Genomic DNA, 19,726 nt, shown 5'->3' with positions numbered 1-19,726 from the left:
GATTTCTTATAATTATAATGAAGTATTTACTTCCTCACCACTTACTTTTTCTTCTACAGCCACTTGTACAGGGCTGGTTGCTTCGATGTTTGCTAGATAATCAGGGTTTTTAGACAACCATGACTTCTGTTCTGCCTTCCACTTTTCGTAATCTTCTTTCTCATCTACAATTACGATGGCTCTCATAGAAAAGTGAGCCTTTCCACAAATTTTGTTACAAACCAATTCGTATTGAAAATCAGGGTTGCCAGTCTCTTCTCTCATGTCCGCAGTAGATTTAGTTGGCACAAACCAAAACTGAGTAGGCATACCTGGTACTGCATTCATTTGTAATCTGAAATGAGGCATATATACCGAGTGAATTACATCTCTTGCTCTGATTTTCAACAATACTGGCTCACCTTTAGGGATGTGAATTTCTCTTGGGATAAAGTCATCTTTTGAATTAGGATTAGAAAAATCTACTCCTAGACGATTATCAGAATCGATCAACTGGTAATCGAATGGTCCCAATTTACCATCAGGCCCTGGGTATCTCGACGCCCATGCATATTGATAGCCGAATATTTCAATCTGTTCAGCATTAGCTGGTGCCTTACTCGTAATATCTTGCCATGCAAACAAACCAGACAACACCAAACCAGTCAATACAGCTGCTGGGATAAATGTCCAGATCATTTCTAAGGTATTGTTGTGAGAATAGAAGTGCGCCTTTTGATCTGCTTTGTATCTATACTTCCATGCGAAATAGAACAATACCGCATTAGTTATAATGAATACAGCCGTTGTAATTGCCGTAGTGATCCAGAATAACTTGAAGGTTACTTCGCCATGCTCAGAGGCCACAGGTACAGTGTATCGATCAAACTCAGTATAAGAATACCCGAAGAACGCAACTGTACCCACTATTAGGAATACCATAAACAAAGCGCCATTCACCTTATTACTGGTACCCATCGGGTCACCCTCTTTTCCTCTTACGACTTGTACCAAGGTATGTGCTCTGAAGATAGTGACCAAGATGGCTCCTATCAATACCACGGCTAACAAGATTACAATATTCATCATGTCTTTAAATGTCTATTTTGTAATTAATTTCTTAAATATGATGATGCAATGTTTCTTCCATCATTGGGTGATTCTTGGCCACTAGCGGATGCTTAGCCAAAGAATGCAATACCGTGTAAATGAAAGCCGATGCATATACCATGATCAATCCTATTTCTAATAATCCGAATCCACCGTTTTCTTTCAACGTACCCGGTGTTACCATCAAGTAGAAGTCGATCCAGTGTCCGAATAAAATGATTGGAGGAACCACTTTCAAGAATCTTGTGTGTCTCTTTGCTTCTCTTGGCAATAACAATAGGAAAGGCAAGAAGAAGTTCAAGATCAAGTTCAAGAAGAAGTAAACAGAATATTGGTCGCTTTTCCATCTTTCTACGAAGTAGATCGTTTCCTCAGGAATATTTGCGTAGTAGATCAAAAGGAACTGCGAAAACCAGATGTATGTCCAGAAAATACTAAAGCCCCAGATGAATTTGCCTATATCGTGCAGGTGATTAGCGTTTACTATTTTCAAGTAGCCTTTGTCTTTCAACAATACAGCAATGAAAGCAATCAAAGCCAAACCAGATACCCACCAGCTGGCAAATACATACCAACCAAACATAGTAGAGAACCAGTGTGGGTCAATAGACATCACCCAATCCCAAGCGGCAATACTTGAAGAGTATCCGAAGAATACCAAAAAGATTGCTGATAACGTTACGTTCTTTTTCCAGCTTGTTACACCACCTTCGATATCTTCTTTAAGCATTTGCTTTCTGATCTGTGTAAACAACAGATACCAAACACCGAAGAAGGCTACCATTCTGATCATGTAGAAAGTAAAGTTTAAGTACCCCTTCTTTCCATCTAAAATTTCATCGTATCTCTCGTCTGCCTTGTCATATAGATATTCGTGTGTCCAGTGGAATAGGTCGTGATTAGCAATCAAGAACACTACGATCATCAATACCGCACCGATAGGCAACCAGCTCGCCATCGCCATAGGAATTCTTTTCAATCCTACAGACCATCCTGCTTGGGCAACATACTGAATGGCAATAAAGAATATACCAATTGCCGATAAACCAGTAAAAAACAAGTTGTTGATCCAAAGGTTGGCATATAGTCGCTTGGTCCAGTGGAAACCGTGATGTCCTGCGTCTGCAGCAGCTTCAGCTCCGTGGGCATCATGTCCGCCCATGTTCATCATCACTACGCCGATAGCAGCCAATATCAAACCTGACACCAAGGTGATCAGAATGTTTCTTTTGGCTCCTGCTGAGAATATAAATTTTTCGTCGCTCATAATAAGATCTCCTTAAGAATTATTGGTTTTGAAGGGTTTGAACAAATCGAACTATTTTCCAACGATCGTTTACGCTCACTTGTGAAGCGTGTGATCCCATTCTTCCTTTACCCATGGTAATTACGTGGAAGATATGGCCTTCTGGCTTGTCTTTTACTGCTCTTGAATTGTAAGGAGTAACCCCTTTGAATACTTGCCCCACGAGTCCATCACCCAGTCCAGTTTCGCCATGACAGTGCAAACAGTATCTTCCGAATAAGACTTTACCTTCTTTTACAATGGCCGCTGTAGAATCCAATGGATTCTTCAAAGTTCTAGCCGCTAATGCCAAAGAGTCTTTAGGAATTCTGTAAGGCAAAGCTTCTCCTCTTCTCACTGTGTTTGGCACAGCTTCCCTCATGTTCATTTCATTCGGGTTGTTAGGATTCGAAGTGTAGAATTCTGCATCGCCGCCTTCTTGTGAAGTCAACCAACGACCAGCTTCTTTATCTTTAATTTGAGAAAGTCCTTCGTAAGGTACTGAGTGATACATCTGTGGTGCATACTCTACACCTGTATCATTGCCTCTGGAAGCGCAAGATGTCACAACAAATCCTGTTGCAACTATGACGATCCCGTTGATGTATTTATTAAAATTCATTTTAATATTTTTTCCTAATTAGAATCCTAAGATTTTAGTCGAACTGCTTGTTATTCACTTCCTGAGCACCTGCATCACTCAAAGCTTTTTTGATGTCTGCTTCGCTCATTTTGTTTTTATCTAAGTCAACAGCCACTACGTGCTTGTCGTCTGTAATTCTTAAGTCAAATATTCTTGGCTTCGCCCATGGCTTCAGGTCACTCACTACGAAGAAAGTACCCACCATACCAAATGCGCCAAGCAATACAGTCAATTCGAAAGTTACCGGAATGAATGTTGGAAAAGGCAAGAAATCCTTACCCCCTACGATCATTGGCCAATCTACAGTCATCATACCGATCTGCATGGTCAATGCCAAGGTGGTTCCTAACAAACCGAATAAGAAAGCTGCGATAGATAGTCGCGAACCCTTATATCCCAATACATCGTCGATGCCGTGCACTGGAAATGGAGAGAACACTTCGTGAATCTTCACACCACCCTGACGAACCTGAGCGATTGCTTTAAGCAAAACATCCTCGTCGTCGAATACGCCTAATACAAAGTTTTTATTACCGTCGCTCATCTTATTTCTTTTTTTCTCCGGTTGCTTTAATAATACTTTTCACCTCGGCCATGTTGATCACTGGGAAGAATTTCGCGAAAGCGAAGAAACAAGTGAAGAACAAACCGAATGTAAAGATGTACACCCCTATATCAACCCAAGTTGGGTAGAACATTGCCCAAGAAGAAGGCAAAAAGTCTCTGTGTAGGGAAGTGACAATAATTACAAATCGCTCGAACCACATTCCAATGTTCACAATAATTGAAATCACGAATGTAGCAGCGATGCTAGTTCTAATCTTTTTAAACCAGAATAACTGTGGAGAGATCACGTTACAAGTCATCATCGAAGCGTATGCCCACCAGTATGGCCCAAGTGCTCTGTTGAAGAAAGCATATTGCTCACCTTCTACTCCTGAGTACCAAGCGATGAAAAGCTCTGTGATATAAGCTACACCTACGATAGAACCTGTCACCATAATGATGATGTTCATCAACGAGATGTGCTCGATAGTGATGTAGTCCTCTAATTTGTAAACTCTTCTGGTTACGATCATCAAGGTCAATACCATGGCGAATCCTGAGAAGATCGCACCTGCCACAAAGTAAGGAGGGAAGATCGTAGTATGCCATCCAGGGATAACTGAAGTAGCAAAGTCAAAGGATACAATGGTATGTACTGAAAGTACCAGAGGAGTAGCCAATCCGGCTAGTACCAAAGCTACGGTCTCATAGCGAGACCACGTTTTGGCTGCGCCATCCCATCCTAGAGAAAGTGCGCCGTATATTTTTTTGCTGATGCCAGTGGCTCTGTCTCTAATGGTAGCGAAATCAGGAACCAACCCGATGTACCAGAAAACAAGAGAAACTGAGAAGTAAGTCGAAATCGCAAATACATCCCAAAGAAGCGGTGAGTTGAAGTTTACCCAAAGCGAACCGTAAGTGTTCGGTAGTGGTAAAGCCCAGATTGCTCCAATCCATGGACGACCCATGTGAAGGAGTGGAAACTGCAACGCACAGATAACGGCAAAAATGGTCATCGCCTCAGCGGCACGGTTGATCGACATTCTCCATCGCTGTCTGAATAGCAATAAGATTGCCGAGATCAATGTACCAGCGTGACCGATACCTACCCACCATACGAAGTTGGTGATATCCCAAGCCCAACCTACGGTTTTGTTTAGACCCCAACTACCAATGCCTTCCCAAACTAGAGTGAAGACACAGTAGGCGCCATAGCCTAAGAGTGCCAAAGAGATCGCCATCGCCAACATCCAAGATTTGGCCGGCTTCTGCTCTACTCTTATACAAATGTCCTCAGTGACGTCGTGTACCGTTTTACCTCCTGTGACGAGAGGTTTACGAACTACTGCTTCTGCGTGCATATTGATTTTAATTTATAAATTAAGCGTTCGCTTCGTTTTCTTCTTTATTTCTAATCTTAGTGAAGTACCATACATTAGGCTTCACAGAAAGCTCTTCCAACACGTGGTAAGCTCTTTCTTCTTTTACTTCTGGTCCGTTTTCTCCGTTCTCCAATTTCAACATTTGTGAAATTCTAGACTTAGGATCTTTCAAGTCGCCAAATACAATAGCTTCCGATGGACAAGCTGAAGCACAAGCCGAAGTAATCTCACCATCTACTGGTCTTCTTCCTTCTTTCTTCGCTTCTAGTTTACCATACTGGATTCTCTGAACACAGAATGAACATTTTTCCATTACCCCTCTAGATCGAACAGTTACGTCTGGGTTCAATACCATTTTACCCAAGTCGTTGTTCATAGAAGTATTTTCAGGGAACTGATCGTTGTCGTGATACTTAAACCAGTTGAATCTTCTCACTTTATATGGACAGTTGTTGGCACAATATCTTGTACCGATACATCTGTTGTAAGCCATTTGGTTCAACCCTTCCGTAGAGTGGTTGGTCGCAGCTACTGGACAAACTGTCTCACAAGGCGCGTTGTTACACTGCTGACACATCATTGGCTGGAAAGTAACTTCTGGCTGCTCAGCGGCAATCTCCATCGCTCTCAAATCACCTTCTGGTGCGTCACTGCTATAATATCTATCAATTCTCAACCAAGTCATTTCTCTTCGGTTGAGTACTTCTTCTTTACCTACTACAGGTACGTTGTTTTCTGCCTGACAAGAAACGGTACATGCACCACAACCAGTACAAGAATTCAAGTCAATAGTCATACCCCAGTGGTGGTTTGGATACTCATGTCCAGACCAAAGAGATACGTTACCTGGTTTAGTTTTTCCAGAGTAAGTAGTGATCATAGGGAAATCTCTACCTGCACTTGGATCTTTTTGATATTTTGAAAGAATAGACTCTTGGATCACATTCTCACGCCCCATGTAAGTATGGTGTGTTTGTGTCTGAGCTACTCTGTATTCTTCACCGCTTAGCGCAACCGAAACTCCTGAAGTCACTGCCTTGCTCTGAGCGCCTGTTTTGTAATCCATCAACGGGTAAGCGTTTACACCTACTCCATTCGCCACTTTACCTGCGCTTGTTCTTCCATATCCTACTGCGAGACCTACAGTGCCGTTGGCCTGACCTGGTTGCACCATGGCAGGTACTTTTAACGTTTGGTTTCCAACTGTCAATGTAACCAACTGAGTAGTCATGTCTCCCAATTTCAACCCTAGCTCTTCAGCCATTTTAGGTGAAATAGTCAAGTAGTTGTCCCAAACTGCTTTGGTGATCGGGTCAGGCATTTCTTGCAACCAAGGGTTGTTAGCCTGAGAACCGTTTCCAATCGCTGACTTTTCGTACATCACTAGCTCTACACCAGAAGCTGTAGATTTCAATCCAGATGCAGCCGCTGCTACATCTCCGGTGAAAGAAACTGCTTCAGCTTCTATAGCAGATTCTACCACACCCGCCTGAACTGTTTTATCCCAATAGGTTTGTTTGTCGCCCGTAGCATTAGCTGTCCATCTTGCTTTTACAAAGTCGAAGTAAGACTCGCTACTACCAGACCATGTCAAGAAAGACTGTCCTGCCTGACGCGTGTTGAACAGGTTCGAAATGGTAGGCTGTGACAAACTCAATTTGCCAGTCACCGGCTCAAAATCATTCCAAGACTCCAAGAAGTGATTATCTGGAGCGATGGCGCTAGTCAAACTAGCGGTCTCATCCTTTCTATCTGAAGTAGAAAGAGAGAATTTAGCTTTTTTCAAACCTGCAGCGATCTGTGCACCCATGGCGTGATCATAAACAGGATTGCTATTAAAAAACAAAACTCCATCAATGTTACCTGCATTCAGGTCTTTGATGAAGTTTACCATTGCTTTGTCGTCTCCTTTTCTGGTGTTGACTGCAGAAGCCAAATCAATTGTAGTGCCATAACAACCTAATAAGTTGTTGATCGCATTGACAAGCACTTGTACGTTTTCGTCGTTCGATCCTGAAACTACTACTGACTTCGCCTTGCTCGACCAAAGGTCATTAGCTGCTTTTGTCAATACTGCTGTATCACCCATTTTAGGAGCATTTACAGAAGGAGCGCCGGCCTTAGTTGCCAGCATGTTATATAAGTTAGCGACGTAAGCACCTTGCTGAGAAGGTTTGATCGCGTTTCTATAGTCTGCGTTAGAACCAGTCAATGAAAGATTTGACTCGAAAGAGTACAACCTAGACATGGTTTTCTTCTTGTCATTCAATCTTCTGGTCTGAGCGAACTGCTTGCTATGAAGTGTGCCGTTCAACCAGTTGCCTAAGAAGTCAGCATCGAAAGAAACGATGGTGTCCGCTTTGCTAAAGTCGTAAGAAGGAATTGCTCGTTTCCCGAAAGACTTTTCATTAGCTGCCAAAGCACCACTGAAAGATACTTGATCATATTGAATATGCTCAAGACCAGCAAACTTCGCTTTCAAAGCATCGATCGTAGCCAATGTAGATGGGCTAAAGACAGAAGCACTTACCAATGCAATTCTGTTGGCTCCAGCCAATTGCTTAGCAACTTCAGCATCTAAATCATCCCATGAAACAGACTTGCCACCCAATTCAGGGCCTTGTAATCTTTCTTTGTCGTAAAGAGAAAGCACAGAAGCCTGAGCCTGAGAAGAAGTACCGCCACCACTTACAGTCGATAGCTTGTTGCCGTCGATTTTGATCGGACGACCTTCTCTTGTCTTTACTACTACAGAACAGTATTCGTTACCATTCACATAAGACGAAGCATAATAATTTGGAACACCTGGATCTACGTCCACAGGTTTGTTCAAATAAGGAATTGCTTTTCTGACAGGCGTTTCACAAGCGGCCAATGAAGCTGCTGCTACACCAAATCCCATCAATTTCAAGAAGTCCCTTCTGCTGGCGCCAGTCCCTTCTTCGTTCTCACCGCTGATCGGTAAGTACTCTGGAAACTCTTTGTCAGCATGCTTTTCGAATTCAGGGTTTTTGGTCAATTCCTCTAACCCTTTCCAATATTGCTTTTTGGTCTCTTTCATGTGTTAATTGACTTTCTTAGTCGTTTGAAGTGATCTCCACTTCAATAAAAGTGTCTTAATATTCTTTATATAATTAATAGTGACATTTAGAACACTCAAGTCCTCCAATATCTTCTACCTTCATTGGCTCTTTGCTATGCGCATTGTGCATCTCGACCAACTTATTATAATAATCGTTTCCTTTGGTATTCACGTCTGTCTCTCTGTGACAGTTGATACACCAGCCCATAGTCAAAGGTGCATACTGTGAAACTTTATCCATCTCTTCGATCGGACCGTGACAGGTCTGACATTCTACACCACCCACCTGCACGTGCTGTGAGTGATTGAAGTAGGCCAAATCTGGCAAATTGTGAATTCTCACCCACTCGATAGGCTCATTGTTTTCTATCGCTGCATAGATCTTTTGAATCTCAGGAGATTCTGTTTTGATCGATGAGTGACAGTTCATACAAATGTTCGGAGAAGGAATGTTAGCATTCTTACTCTTTCTTACACCAGTGTGACAGTAGTTACAATCAATTTTGTAATCTCCCGCATGAATCTTGTGAGAGAAAGCAATTGGCTGATCTGGCTGATAACCTTGCTGTACACCTATTGTAAATATGCCGTCGATCGCAGACTTCATGATGATCGCGGTAAAAATAAAAGCCGTCAATCCAAGGAAAGCATTGCTTTTTACCAAAGCGCCCATGTCGAACGTTTGCTCAGCAATCTCTCGATCTTCTTCCGATAGATCATCTTTCTGAGATAGATACTTCTTCAACATTGTGATGATCATACCCAATACTGCAAGAATCAGTACTAGTACAACCAATAATACAATCATAACAGTATTCACAAACTGCGAAGGTTCTTCCGAAGCAGCTTCTACACCGCCGGTTGTTGTAGTTTCCTCAGCAGCCACTACTATTTCTTTCGCAGACTCAGCTTTCAAGTAACCTACTATAGAAGCAATTTCCGCATCTTCAAAATCGAAGGCGGTCATTTCTGTTTTATTGTATTCGTTGTAAAGGTTTACTGCATATTCGTCACCACTCTGAATTACCTTCTGAGAGTTTTTAACAAATGCTTTAATCCAATCAAGATTTCTTCTTTTATGTATGTCTCTCAGCGCAGGTCCAATCACCTTATCATTCACTGCGTGACAAACCGTACAATTAGCCTTAAATAATTTTTCTCCAGCTGAAATGGTCGCCTCGTCTGTAGGGATACCATCATCCTGAGCTACAGCCGTATTTTGAGTGAACAAAACTGAAAAAATCAAGGAGAGGAATAGAACGGTTTTAGTACTTAAAAATCCCGCTCTGGAGTGTAAACTATATTTTTTTGACATCAGTTTTAGCTTTCCTTTTTGTAAAGTGGTGCAAATGTAACATCGGGTTGCTGTATTTCAAAAACATAATAATAGCATCTACGTAGTACATGGCTACCACCCCTGCTTTCATCCATTCATCGAACTGATTATCAAAAAGTTACAATTCCATATTTAGTACTATTTAGTGCTATTTAGAATAAATTTAAATAAGAGTTTCGCATAGGTCAGAAATCCCTCCTACATTTATTTATATAGTAACTATTCAGCCATAGACTTGTCAGTATCAAAATAATTCAAGAAACATTTGATACATAATTTTCTTATGTATATTTGCCTTATGTATTCAAAAGAATTGCTCAAAGGCACCCTTAAGACCATAATACTTAAACTACTCTCTGCAAATGGTAGAATGTATGGCTACGAAATCACCCAAAAGGTCAAAGTTTTGACCAATGAGAAAATTCAACTCACCGAGGGTGCTCTTTACCCTACATTACATAAGTTGGAAGCTGACGGCATGGTCACCACGGAGATTGAGAACATCAACGGTCGGAAAAGAAAATATTACAAGGTCACATCCGTGGGTAGCCAGGAGGCGACTGAACGATCTAATGAGTTTACGGAATTTGTGCAAACCATGCTTTTGTTATTAAATCCACAGTTGACTAAATAAGTTTTGAAATGAAAACACTTACGAAAACACAATACTTGTATATCACCAATGACCTTAAAGCGAAAGGGCTGTCCAAAGGATTCAGAACTGAACTTTTAGATCATGTATGCTGTATGGTTGAAATACAGTTGTCCGAAGGCAAAGACTTTTCCTTGGCATATAAGGAAGTGCTCAACACATTTGGTCATGAAGGATTTGAGGAACTCAAGCAAACTTCACCTGTAGTAAAGAAGCATAGACGTCATACTATAAGCCAAATACTTGCTTCAGGTATAGCAGCTTCAATATTTATGCTCGTTTTTGGTGCAGATGCGCAAGAACCGCCTACCATTTCTCCTTTGGATCATTACAAGCGCATCACCTCCAATTTTGGCGAGCGATACAACCCTTTGAAGAAAAAAAGGGACTTCCATAGAGGAATTGATTTCGCAGCAGAAATAGGAACCTCAGTACAAGCCACAGCAGCTGGAACTGTAGTTTCTGTGTCAAACAGCTTGGGTGGCTACGGAATGAAAATAGAAATTGAACACAGCGAAGGTTTTATTACGAAATACGCCCATTTATCTGAAATAAAAGTGAAAGAAGGGGATCTAGTAACTCTTGGACAAGAAATTGGACTCTCCGGAAACACAGGAGCCTCTACTGCCCCACACCTTCACTATGAAGTAGTAAGAGATGGTGAGTATGTAGACCCTTTAAACTACTTCACGGCCAGAGATAAAAATATGGATGAGCAAGTTCTCTACGATAACCCGAAAAACTGACCTGCAGCACTCATAGCCGTAATCATTTTCCTCTAAAACGCATGCACTTTTTCAAATTCATAATTATGAGTTCAAGCATGCTATGTCTGAACTTTTCTCTTTTTGGTCAAAAACTACCGAAAGTAAGTATTAAAAATACTCAGTATACCGTCCTCACTTCAAAAATCTACTCACATGGTTACGACATAAATATCTACTTACCTCCTGATTACGAAAACTCAGACAAATCTTATCCAGTAGTTTACATATTGGACGCTGATTACAATTTTGGAATGGTTTGTTATGGCACACGGCACCTAACTATAAACAAGGACATACCTGATGTAATACTTGTTGGAATAGGAAAAATAAGCTCGCGGAGAGTTCGGGATTATACACCCACCAAGACCTCTATGTCTGGTTCGGGTGGAGCCAATCAATTCATTGAATTTTTGAGACAAGAACTCATCCCATTTATTTCATCCACATACAGAGTCAATGATGATCGTACTATCGTAGGACATTCTCTGGGCGGTTTATTTGCCTATTACTGCTTGTTCAATTCTCCAGATTTATTCAAAAGCTATCTCGCGGTTAGCCCCTCACTGTGGTATGATGATGAGCTCGTTTTCAAACTGGAGGAATTATCATTCGTATCAAATAAGATCCTACCATCTAGAATTTATAGTGCCGTCGGTGAACTAGAAACCAGAACAAATGGCATGTATCATGAGATGGTGCAAGAACACACAAGGTTAACCAAGCAGCTTCAAGGAAGATCCTATCCTAAGCTCATGTTCAAGGCAGAAACACTGTCAGATGAGAATCATCACTCTATTTTTCCCAGGGCGTTTATGAATGGTATGCGTTTTTTGTTCGAAGAAACACATTTAAAAACTAATGACCTCTAACCGTACACCGACCCCATTCTCAGAAAAAGTTAATTTGTTTTTTTCCTCTCATTAATCACACCAAGGCCGAAAGTAACGGCCATTCCAATGTAGCTATATTCCTTATTTATCTGTCCATACATGTGAAATCCAATACCAACATGGCCAGGACTTAATAAAAAACCTGTCTGCGGAGTCAAAGAAGCAACATCAAAGGACTCATATCTTCCTCCATTCTGATTGGCTACGTACCTAGACCCTCGTACATAAGACGGCCCTATTCCATAGTAAAACACACCTACCTTTCTTTTATATAGCCTTCCAATACGGAACGAAGTTGATTTGAGATATTCTAAATCACGTCCTGAATCAAAAGAAATTTGCTCGTACGCAATACTCATGTATAATTTCTGCGATATGTTGAATTTCACATCAACCTCATTGCCCAGACCGCTCGCAGAACTAGAACCTTGCCCCCCACCCCCAAATCCAAAATCGAACCAAAAGCTCCTTTTAAAATCCACTCTTGTCTCAAAGTCTTCATCCTGAGCATACAGTACATGATTAGACATTATTAAACACAGTACAGCAAGCAATAGCCTTAATGTATTTGACATAAAAAAAATCTTAAGTAAGTATGGTTATATTCCTCCTTCATCCATCTTGATTTTCATCAAAACAGAAAAGGCTTCGTTGATGTTTTTTTGCTCGACAACAATGGAAAATTCGTTGGAAGTTGAGATCACTTCAATGACAGTAATGCCATACCAGGCTATCATTTTGAAAATGTAATAATATAGGCCATAGGCTCTTATGTTCGACGCCTTCAGCATCACAGTGGCTGAACTCAACTGACTGTTTCCAGTTACATAGGTTTCTTTGTCAAATATCCTTTTTACCCGATCCACAATATTCTCACTCACGATTAATGTCCGCTCATACATACCTTGAGTAAAGGAGCAATAAGTGTCTGGTAGATTTTGCACCTCATGCAAAAGTCTGGTTTGATTTTCTGTCAAAGTAGGCGAATTGGCATAGGTAAAGGTTGATAATCCCGACCTCACGAAAATATCACCGATATGCTCTCTGAAATTTTTGGGGTTCAAGTTGAGTGCATTAGCTCCCATAGTAGAGCGCCGTTTGAGTGCCATTAGGATGGAGGCCTCGGTCGCATCCTTCATAAGTACCTTAGAGACATAAGGCTGTAAAAGTCGGGCGAGAGACGAATAATTGATCAAATTGGCCATCATTGCTTCCTCGATAAATGGCATTTTCCTGATCCCTTCCTCTACAATATCTGATATCTTCTTCATGGCGTTAAATATTTAACAAAGTGCAAATATTATGAATAATTCTAACATTTATTTCACACCGCCTCACTTAAAAAATATTTTTGGATTCTGAATTTAAAATTGAAACCAAAGATGTCGGTAAGCACACCCTTTTATTACTACGATTTGACGCTGTTGGAAAACACGCTGGCTGCTATGCAAGCAGCAATCAATAATCCCAATTTTAAAGTACACTATGCGATTAAAGCAAACGCTGAAGATCGTATTCTTCAAACCATAAAAAAACAAGGGCTTGGAGCAGATTGTGTAAGTGGTAATGAAATCAAAAAAGCCCTCGAAATTGGTTTCGAACCTAATGATATTGTCTTAGCGGGAATCGGCAAATCTGACGAAGAGTTAGATTTAGCCATTTCCCAAGGTATTCATAGTATCAACTGTGAATCAATTGAAGAACTAGAAGTAATCAATGAGATTGCGGCTAAGCATGATGCAGTAGCAAATATTGCATTTAGGATAAACCCTAACGTTGACGCGCAGACTCATCATAAAATTACCACGGGATTAAACGAGAACAAATTCGGCATTCCTATAACGGAGTTGGATGCGGCGGTAGATGAAATTTTAACACACAAGAACCTCGCGCTGAAGGGTATTCATTTTCATATTGGCTCACAGATTTTGAATCTTAACCCCTTTGCCAACCTATGTCAACAGGCCAATCATGTAATTGCTAACCTGAAGGCTCGAGGTATTGTGTTAGAGCATATAAATGTAGGTGGTGGACTAGGTATAAACTATACAGACCCAGAATCTCAGTTGGTTCCAAATTTTGTGGAATACTTCAGAGTATTTGAAAAATTCTTGAATTTAGAAGATGGCCAAACTGTTCATTTTGAACTGGGAAGATCGATTGTAGGTCAGTGTGGTTCTCTGATATCGAAAGTACTATATGTAAAAAAAGGAGTGAACTCAAATTTTGCAATTCTGGACGCTGGCATGACCGATTTGATGCGACCAGCCTTGTACAACGCCTTTCACAAAATAGACAATATATCAAAAGAGGGTGAGTTAGAACCCTATCATGTAGTAGGTCCAATCTGCGAAAGTTCTGATACTTTCGGCAAAACGGATTTACCAAAAACGTCACGTGGTGACTACTTGAAAATAAGATCCGCTGGTGCCTATGGTCAAGTGTTAAGTTCTAATTACAATTTAAGAGACCGAGCTGCAGCGGTCTATTCAGATGAAGTATCTCTGGAAGAATATATCTCTAATAACGAAAGAATAGAAGAATTAGAAGCCGTGTAATTTGCTAGCGCAAAATATTAATTAGTTAATAATAAGGATTAGGGCAGGTATATACCTGCCTTTTTCTTTGCTCTATTTACAAGTACACATCCATAATTTAGTGATTTTCACGCCTTTAAGTCGACAAAAAATCGTACATTTAAAATTCACGCCTAACAACAGAATATCGTCCGACTCGATCGGTTACTCTTTATTATAGATTTATAAACTAAAGTTGATTGACAAGTGAGAAAAACATTAGCTAAGCATATATCAGGAGCTAGCCTATTTCTTATAGTATTGTTAATCGCCATCGGTATATTCAGCATGATGCGGATATACAACAGCCACAACTCAATCGACGAAGTGGCTCGCATAGATGTGCCTCTCATAGAGGCTATGACCAACATAGAAACTCATCAATTAGAACAATCCATCAACTTCGAACGAGCCGTACGGTTTGCAGAAGAAATTGGGAAATACGATAATGCCCAGGAAAACTTCAACAAAGCGGACAGTGTTTTCAGATATCTCGCTGTATTGGTTGATGAGGAGTTAAAGCAAACGGAAGAACAAGTCAAAGTTGGAATTGCCGAAGCCATATCAGACAACCAGCGCATCATCATGAAAGATTTGCTCAATGAGCTGAAGCGAATGGAAAAGGAACATCTGAGCTATGAGAGAGATGCCCTGGCAGTAATCGAATTACTTAAGGAAGGCAAGACGGCAGAAGCCATTGATCGTGTGGTCGATGTGGAAGCAGAAGAAGAAAAATTCAACAAACAGGTTACTGTCATCCTTTTGCAGGTCGAAAACTATACAGCAACCGTCGTGAATGCTATTGAGTTGGATGAGAGAAACACACTGAGACTCATCGTGCTCTTCACCTGTTTCTTTGTCATGATTGCAATTATTATTTCCTTTATTTCGAGCAACAAAACGACCATTCCCATTGATCAACTTACTGAAGGTGTTAAACGCGTAGGTAAAGGTGAGACCTCTGTTCAGGTAGCTGCTCCTCCCTCCGGGCTCACCTCAGAACTAACCACCACTTTCAACGAAATGGTGGTGAAGTTGCACGATGCACAAGAGGAAATCGACCGCCACATTCATTTTTCATACAGTACAGCACATGACCTTAAGGCTCCTATCATTAACCTAATAGGTTTGCTAGAAAGACTAAACAAAGACGCGGCGGATCACGACAAAATACTGGAACATGCTCAAACGTCTGCCAAGCAAATTCAAACGGTGGTCAATGCACTTAACGAGGTACATCGACTAAGAGAAAATCTGGATGCGAAATCTGAGTTACTCAACTTCGAAGACATATTAGCCGAGGTTGAAAAGAGTATTTCGGTTCAATTGGAAACATCCAAAGTGATCATCACCAAATGGTTTGCCAAGTGCCCAACAGTGAAATATCCGTCCACCCAATTGAAAAGCATTTTCTTAAACCTAATCACCAATGCCATAAAATACAGTAGTCCGAACAGACTATTAGAGATCGAAATTGAATCCTACACGGACAACGATCACACAGTTTTAGAAGTACGTGACAATGGTTTGGGATTCGACTCCAATGTTAACGGAACAGAAATTCTGGAACCATTCAAACAATTAGACACCTCCCAAGAAGGAAGCGGACTTGGGCTTTATCTAATAAAAACAATCATAGACCATCATCACGGTCACATAGAGGTAAAAAGCAAACCTGAGAAAGGAACCATTTTTACCATTTACCTAAACTAGAGCTGAATTTTCTGCCAGAATAAAAAAATCAGGGCCATTTACTTTCATACTAGTTGACTTCTCAGCTATTTGTATTCTTTTTGCCACTAATAAAAATCTATCCCCTCCGTGATAAAGCTTCATCAGATTTACAAATCTTACGATAATCAACACGATGCACTTTCCAATGTCTCCGAAGAAATAGCATCAGGGCAGGTTACCTACATTCTTGGGGAAAGTGGTTCAGGTAAGAGCACCTTGCTCAAAATTATAGCAGGGCTAGAAGATGCTGATCAAGGAAAAGTAACAGTTGATAATGAAAAAATCACCGGACCTTCACACAACTTAGTGCCTGGATATGACCATCTGGCTTATGTTCCTCAAGACTTCAAACTCCAACAGTATTGGACAGTCAAAGATAATATTGGCAAGAAGATCTCACACTACCCAGTAGATGAGAAAGAAGCTCGAATCAAGGAACTACTCCATGTATGTCAGCTCGAAACATACGCGGATCGTTATCCCCGAGAGCTCTCTGGGGGGCAACAGCAGCGCATTGCTATGGCTGCAGCTGTAGCAGACGAACCGGATGTGGTTTTGCTAGACGAGCCATTCAGCAATCTGGATTTGCCCATGAAAACTGAAGTGAGAAAAGAAGTCATTGATATGTTAAGGGCTTTGGATATTACCGTCCTATTGGTCAGTCATGATCCCTCTGAAGCATTGGCCGTAGCAGATCATATACTCATTCTTAATCAAGGTAAACTCGAGCAATCTGGTCATCCCGTAGAAATATATCAAAACCCCAATTCGCATTATGCTGCCAAATTTTTGGGGCCGATCAATGAGTTGAAAATAGACGGGAAAAGTGAGCTCATTAGACCTGAATGGATAAAAATAGCTACTGAAGGAACATTTAAGGCCACTGTTGTTGAATCAGTATTTATGGGGATGCATTATCATACCACCTTTCACGTTTCAGGGCAAAAATCAGACATTCTGTGCTATACTCAGGAGCCTTTGAAAAAACAGGAAAAAGTATATTATGAGGTAAAAAAGAAAGACCATCTCAAACCTAGCTGAGACGATCTTTCTTATTCTCAATTGCTTACCCGCATCATTTATCATCAAACCGCATCACGGTAGTTTTATTCACATTATCTGCATCATCTCTAAAGACCACATACGGGATCTCATTATCTACAACCATGTCCAGATGATTGACATTGCCGTCAGAAAATCCGGCCGTGCCTAACGCTGACCAACTAGTGCCGTTGAATTGCATAACTGTAGCTTTTCCTCCCTGCTGACTATCGCGATAGGCCACGTGCAGTTTGTCATTCATCATCGCCAAGGACTGATACTGGCCACTGCTTTGAGAAAATCCCGCTGTACCTACTACGGACCAACTGGTGTTGTCATATTTCATGACTGTGACCTTCTCAGACTGGTCATGGTCAGAGAAGGCCACGTATGGTATATCTCCATCAAAAAGAAGATTCACATGGCTTGATTCTCCGGTACTTATACCTGCACTTCCCACTACTTGCCAGCTGTTGCTTTCATATTTCATGACTGTGACTTTCGAGGCATTGCCACCATCTTCATAGGCTACGTAAGGTATATCGTTGTTGAATTTCAGTGTAATGTAGTCAGCGGTTCCCGCAGAAAAACCGGTAGCTCCTACCGCCAGCCACGTTGATCCACTATATTTCATTACAGATACTTTTGAGCCCTGAGCACCATCTTTATAAGCTACATAGGGTGTACCATTGTTGAAAGCGAGACTTTGATATTCTGCAGCATACACCACGGCTTTAGTTCGTGAACTACCCACAGACCCTGCAGCTCCTACCAGTTGCCAGCTGCCCGATTCGTATTTCATCACAGTCGTTTTACGATTGTTGGCATCATCTCTAAAAGCCACATACGGTATGTCGTTGTCGAAAGCCAAACTTTGATAGGTGGCAAAACCATCAGAAATCCCTGCACTTCCCACCACAGACCATTGGTCATTTTCATATTTCATCACCGTGGTTTTATTGCTGTTGGTTTCGTCTCTAAAGGCCACGTAAGGGATACCCTTATTCACCGCTATACATTGATCGTGTGCCTTGCCAGACGAAAAAGTCTTGGCACCTAAGGCGGCCCAGCTCGGTGTTATATCTGTCAAAGTAATGGTCACTTGTGCCTCTGCAAAAACTTCGTCTGCGGTCACTTTTACCGTAGCCGTCAATTCTGTTCTGGCCTCGTAATCGAAAAAAGCATCATCCAGTACGGTCAACTCCCCTGTGGAGGCATCGATTGCCATGGCGCCGGCAGGTTGCTCAGACGAAATACTGTACATTAGCGTACCGCCATTGGTAGTGCCTGTGATCGTGCCTAATACATACCCGCTGTCAGGATTTTCATCTATCGTGACGGCCAGGTCGGAAGATACCACACCTGCCACGGTTATAGTCAAGTTGACCTCTTTTTCGATATCGCCATTTACCACGGTTACCACACCAGTAAGACTTGGATTTGTTTGGTAATCGAAGATCGTCGCATCCCCTACACTTAATTCTCCAGTAGCCTCTCCTACAGAGAAGGCCCCACTCACACTTTCGGATTTTAGTGAATACGTCAATTCCCCAAGCGTAGTACTAGCCGTGATCGTACCAATCAGGTCGCCTTCCTTAGCTCCGTCGTTGATGCTTCCTACAAAGTCCTCCACCTCTACTTCGATGATATCTTCTTCCAATTCCTTTACTGCGTCCTCACTGCACGATGCCATTCCAAGCACCATCATCAGCACCATAATTTTGTTCTTCATTGTCTATTTTGTTTTTAGATTCAGGTTTCCATAATTAGCGCGGTCCAGGCATGATAAAGCCTCAACATACGCTACTTAGTTCTATAAAACTATATTCGAAAATAGGTAGCGCGATCCAGGCCCTATTTAGACAATGAATATTCGAATTCTCTGATTGAATATTCGTCAGAGATTATTTAAAATTCGTTTTTGAATAATAAAAGATACATCCTAGAGTCGGGGACTAATTATAGCTGAGAGAGTGCAGTGAGAAGCGCTTCTTTTTTGCGCACGGCTACAGGCAAAGTACTACCGTCTTTCATGTGTATGATACCGCCTTCTTTTTTTTCGTATCGATCAAAATGACTCAGATTGATCAAATGCGATTGATGTGCTCTGAAAAAAGACTGTCCTTCAAGTAGCTGATCAAATTCTTTCAGCGTTTTTGACACCATGATTTTCCTTTTATCAACCAAATAAAACATAGTGTAATTGGCTTCAGATTCGCATCTAATTACATCAGACACTAATACCAAATACACCGTTTCTGCATCCTTAAGTAGAATTTTTCTTTCACTCAAGGCTAAGCTTTTATTTTGAACAAGGTTAGTTACCTTGATTCTCTCTTCTTGTGCATCATGTGCTTGCATGGCCTTTGTCAGCGCTGACTGCAAGTCATCAGGGTCTACAGGCTTCAAAACATAGTCTATAGCACTATATTTAAAAGCTTTGATGGCATATTCGTTATGACCAGTTACAAAAATGAGTTTAAAATCGATATCGGGATACAAAGCCAGCAAGTCAAAGCCAGTGCCATCGTTCATTTCCACATCCAAAAGCACCAAATCAGGTTTATGCTCTTTTATACAGACCAGTCCGGACTTTACCCCGTTAGCCTCGCCGACCACCGAAGACTCGGGGGCATAAATTTTTAGCAGTAACCTCAGATTTTCCCGGACTGCGGCGTTGTCGTCTATGAGTACTATTCGCAT

The 19,726-nt window shown here is 41.2% G+C and carries 17 protein-coding genes; 6 read left to right on the top strand and 11 right to left on the bottom strand.

Annotated elements, in window-relative coordinates:
* Nucleotides 1-12: 12 nt before the first annotated feature.
* From ACO6S2_RS05875 to ACO6S2_RS05845, 7 genes are all read right to left on the bottom strand, one after another.
* Entirely contained in the window at nt 13-1,068 is a 1,056-nt protein-coding gene (locus ACO6S2_RS05875) for a cytochrome c oxidase subunit II (protein WP_422361584.1), read from the bottom strand.
* Nucleotides 1,069-1,099: 31 nt separating this feature from the next.
* A complete protein-coding gene (locus tag ACO6S2_RS05870; protein ID WP_422361583.1) occupies nt 1,100-2,356 on the bottom strand; it encodes a quinol:cytochrome C oxidoreductase in 1,257 nt (418 codons plus the stop codon).
* A 19-nt stretch (nt 2,357-2,375) separates the two neighbouring features.
* The gene (locus ACO6S2_RS05865) at nt 2,376-2,996 is read right to left on the bottom strand and encodes a c-type cytochrome (RefSeq protein WP_422361582.1); all 621 of its coding nucleotides are present in this window, start codon (nt 2,994-2,996) and stop codon (nt 2,376-2,378) included.
* A gap of 34 nt (nt 2,997-3,030) precedes the next feature.
* Entirely contained in the window at nt 3,031-3,561 is a 531-nt protein-coding gene (locus tag ACO6S2_RS05860; RefSeq protein ID WP_318173044.1) for a DUF3341 domain-containing protein, read from the bottom strand.
* A gap of 1 nt (nt 3,562) precedes the next feature.
* Nucleotides 3,563-4,924 carry an NrfD/PsrC family molybdoenzyme membrane anchor subunit gene (gene nrfD / locus ACO6S2_RS05855; RefSeq protein WP_422361581.1) on the bottom strand — a complete coding sequence of 454 codons (1,362 nt, stop codon included), beginning with the start codon at nt 4,922-4,924 and terminating at the stop codon, nt 3,563-3,565.
* Between the two features lie 19 nt (nt 4,925-4,943).
* Nucleotides 4,944-8,006: a TAT-variant-translocated molybdopterin oxidoreductase gene (locus ACO6S2_RS05850; RefSeq protein WP_422361580.1), complete on the bottom strand. Its 3,063-nt coding sequence runs from the start codon at nt 8,004-8,006 to the stop codon at nt 4,944-4,946.
* 73 nt (nt 8,007-8,079) lie between these two features.
* Complete coding sequence (locus ACO6S2_RS05845; protein ID WP_422361579.1) at nt 8,080-9,342, bottom strand: cytochrome c3 family protein; 1,263 nt, start codon at nt 9,340-9,342, stop codon at nt 8,080-8,082.
* A 319-nt stretch (nt 9,343-9,661) separates the two neighbouring features.
* Here ACO6S2_RS05845 and ACO6S2_RS05840 point away from each other — a divergent pair, with 319 nt between their 5' ends.
* The 3 genes from ACO6S2_RS05840 to ACO6S2_RS05830 all read left to right on the top strand — a co-directional run bounded on the left by ACO6S2_RS05840 (nt 9,662) and on the right by ACO6S2_RS05830 (nt 11,651).
* Nucleotides 9,662-9,997: a PadR family transcriptional regulator gene (locus ACO6S2_RS05840; RefSeq protein ID WP_422361578.1), complete on the top strand. Its 336-nt coding sequence runs from the start codon at nt 9,662-9,664 to the stop codon at nt 9,995-9,997.
* Between the two features lie 8 nt (nt 9,998-10,005).
* Complete coding sequence (locus ACO6S2_RS05835) at nt 10,006-10,761, top strand: M23 family metallopeptidase (protein WP_422361577.1); 756 nt, start codon at nt 10,006-10,008, stop codon at nt 10,759-10,761.
* A gap of 65 nt (nt 10,762-10,826) precedes the next feature.
* Entirely contained in the window at nt 10,827-11,651 is an 825-nt protein-coding gene (locus ACO6S2_RS05830) for an alpha/beta hydrolase (protein ID WP_422361576.1), read from the top strand.
* 29 nt (nt 11,652-11,680) lie between these two features.
* On the opposite strand, the gene ACO6S2_RS05825 is transcribed toward ACO6S2_RS05830, so the two are convergent.
* Entirely contained in the window at nt 11,681-12,202 is a 522-nt protein-coding gene (locus ACO6S2_RS05825; RefSeq protein WP_422361575.1) for a hypothetical protein, read from the bottom strand.
* A gap of 69 nt (nt 12,203-12,271) precedes the next feature.
* Nucleotides 12,272-12,943, bottom strand: a complete 672-nt coding sequence (locus ACO6S2_RS05820; protein ID WP_422361574.1) for a hypothetical protein — start codon at nt 12,941-12,943, stop codon at nt 12,272-12,274.
* 111 nt (nt 12,944-13,054) lie between these two features.
* Between ACO6S2_RS05820 and lysA the strand changes: the two genes are divergently transcribed.
* The 3 genes from lysA (at nt 13,055) to ACO6S2_RS05805 (ending at nt 17,023) form a co-directional block, all read left to right on the top strand.
* Nucleotides 13,055-14,230: a diaminopimelate decarboxylase gene (lysA, locus tag ACO6S2_RS05815; RefSeq protein ID WP_422361573.1), complete on the top strand. Its 1,176-nt coding sequence runs from the start codon at nt 13,055-13,057 to the stop codon at nt 14,228-14,230.
* 225 nt (nt 14,231-14,455) lie between these two features.
* The gene (locus tag ACO6S2_RS05810; protein WP_422361572.1) at nt 14,456-15,961 is read left to right on the top strand and encodes a sensor histidine kinase; all 1,506 of its coding nucleotides are present in this window, start codon (nt 14,456-14,458) and stop codon (nt 15,959-15,961) included.
* 108 nt (nt 15,962-16,069) lie between these two features.
* Nucleotides 16,070-17,023, top strand: coding sequence for an ABC transporter ATP-binding protein (locus ACO6S2_RS05805; RefSeq protein WP_422361571.1), 954 nt, complete (start codon nt 16,070-16,072; stop codon nt 17,021-17,023).
* A gap of 34 nt (nt 17,024-17,057) precedes the next feature.
* On the opposite strand, the gene ACO6S2_RS05800 is transcribed toward ACO6S2_RS05805, so the two are convergent.
* Together ACO6S2_RS05800 and ACO6S2_RS05795 are read right to left on the bottom strand one after the other, a co-directional pair.
* Nucleotides 17,058-18,755, bottom strand: coding sequence for a cadherin repeat domain-containing protein (locus tag ACO6S2_RS05800; protein ID WP_422361570.1), 1,698 nt, complete (start codon nt 18,753-18,755; stop codon nt 17,058-17,060).
* Nucleotides 18,756-18,982: 227 nt separating this feature from the next.
* A complete protein-coding gene (locus ACO6S2_RS05795; protein ID WP_422361569.1) occupies nt 18,983-19,726 on the bottom strand; it encodes a LytR/AlgR family response regulator transcription factor in 744 nt (247 codons plus the stop codon).

Origin of the sequence: Reichenbachiella sp. (assembly GCF_965233835.1) — a bacterium.
In the GTDB taxonomy this organism is placed as follows: Bacteria; Bacteroidota; Bacteroidia; order Cytophagales; family Cyclobacteriaceae; genus Reichenbachiella.
Note: the sequence above shows the minus strand (reverse complement) of the source record. Positions and strands in the feature narration are given on the sequence as shown.

Excerpts from the sequence above, each read along its gene's own strand:
- ACO6S2_RS05875 (WP_422361584.1), bottom strand. The coding sequence starts at position 1,068 with ATGATGAATATTGTAATCTTGTTAGCCGTGGTATTGATAGGAGCCATC.
- ACO6S2_RS05870 (WP_422361583.1), bottom strand. The coding sequence starts at position 2,356 with ATGAGCGACGAAAAATTTATATTCTCAGCAGGAGCCAAAAGAAACATT.
- ACO6S2_RS05865 (WP_422361582.1), bottom strand. The coding sequence starts at position 2,996 with ATGAATTTTAATAAATACATCAACGGGATCGTCATAGTTGCAACAGGA.
- ACO6S2_RS05860 (WP_318173044.1), bottom strand. The coding sequence starts at position 3,561 with ATGAGCGACGGTAATAAAAACTTTGTATTAGGCGTATTCGACGACGAG.
- nrfD (WP_422361581.1), bottom strand. The coding sequence starts at position 4,924 with ATGCACGCAGAAGCAGTAGTTCGTAAACCTCTCGTCACAGGAGGTAAA.
- ACO6S2_RS05850 (WP_422361580.1), bottom strand. The coding sequence starts at position 8,006 with ATGAAAGAGACCAAAAAGCAATATTGGAAAGGGTTAGAGGAATTGACC.
- ACO6S2_RS05845 (WP_422361579.1), bottom strand. The coding sequence starts at position 9,342 with ATGTCAAAAAAATATAGTTTACACTCCAGAGCGGGATTTTTAAGTACT.
- ACO6S2_RS05840 (WP_422361578.1), top strand. The coding sequence starts at position 9,662 with ATGTATTCAAAAGAATTGCTCAAAGGCACCCTTAAGACCATAATACTT.
- ACO6S2_RS05835 (WP_422361577.1), top strand. The coding sequence starts at position 10,006 with ATGAAAACACTTACGAAAACACAATACTTGTATATCACCAATGACCTT.
- ACO6S2_RS05830 (WP_422361576.1), top strand. The coding sequence starts at position 10,827 with ATGAGTTCAAGCATGCTATGTCTGAACTTTTCTCTTTTTGGTCAAAAA.
- ACO6S2_RS05825 (WP_422361575.1), bottom strand. The coding sequence starts at position 12,202 with ATGTCTAATCATGTACTGTATGCTCAGGATGAAGACTTTGAGACAAGA.
- ACO6S2_RS05820 (WP_422361574.1), bottom strand. The coding sequence starts at position 12,943 with ATGAAGAAGATATCAGATATTGTAGAGGAAGGGATCAGGAAAATGCCA.
- lysA (WP_422361573.1), top strand. The coding sequence starts at position 13,055 with ATGTCGGTAAGCACACCCTTTTATTACTACGATTTGACGCTGTTGGAA.
- ACO6S2_RS05800 (WP_422361570.1), bottom strand. The coding sequence starts at position 18,755 with ATGAAGAACAAAATTATGGTGCTGATGATGGTGCTTGGAATGGCATCG.
- ACO6S2_RS05795 (WP_422361569.1), bottom strand. The coding sequence starts at position 19,726 with ATGCGAATAGTACTCATAGACGACAACGCCGCAGTCCGGGAAAATCTG.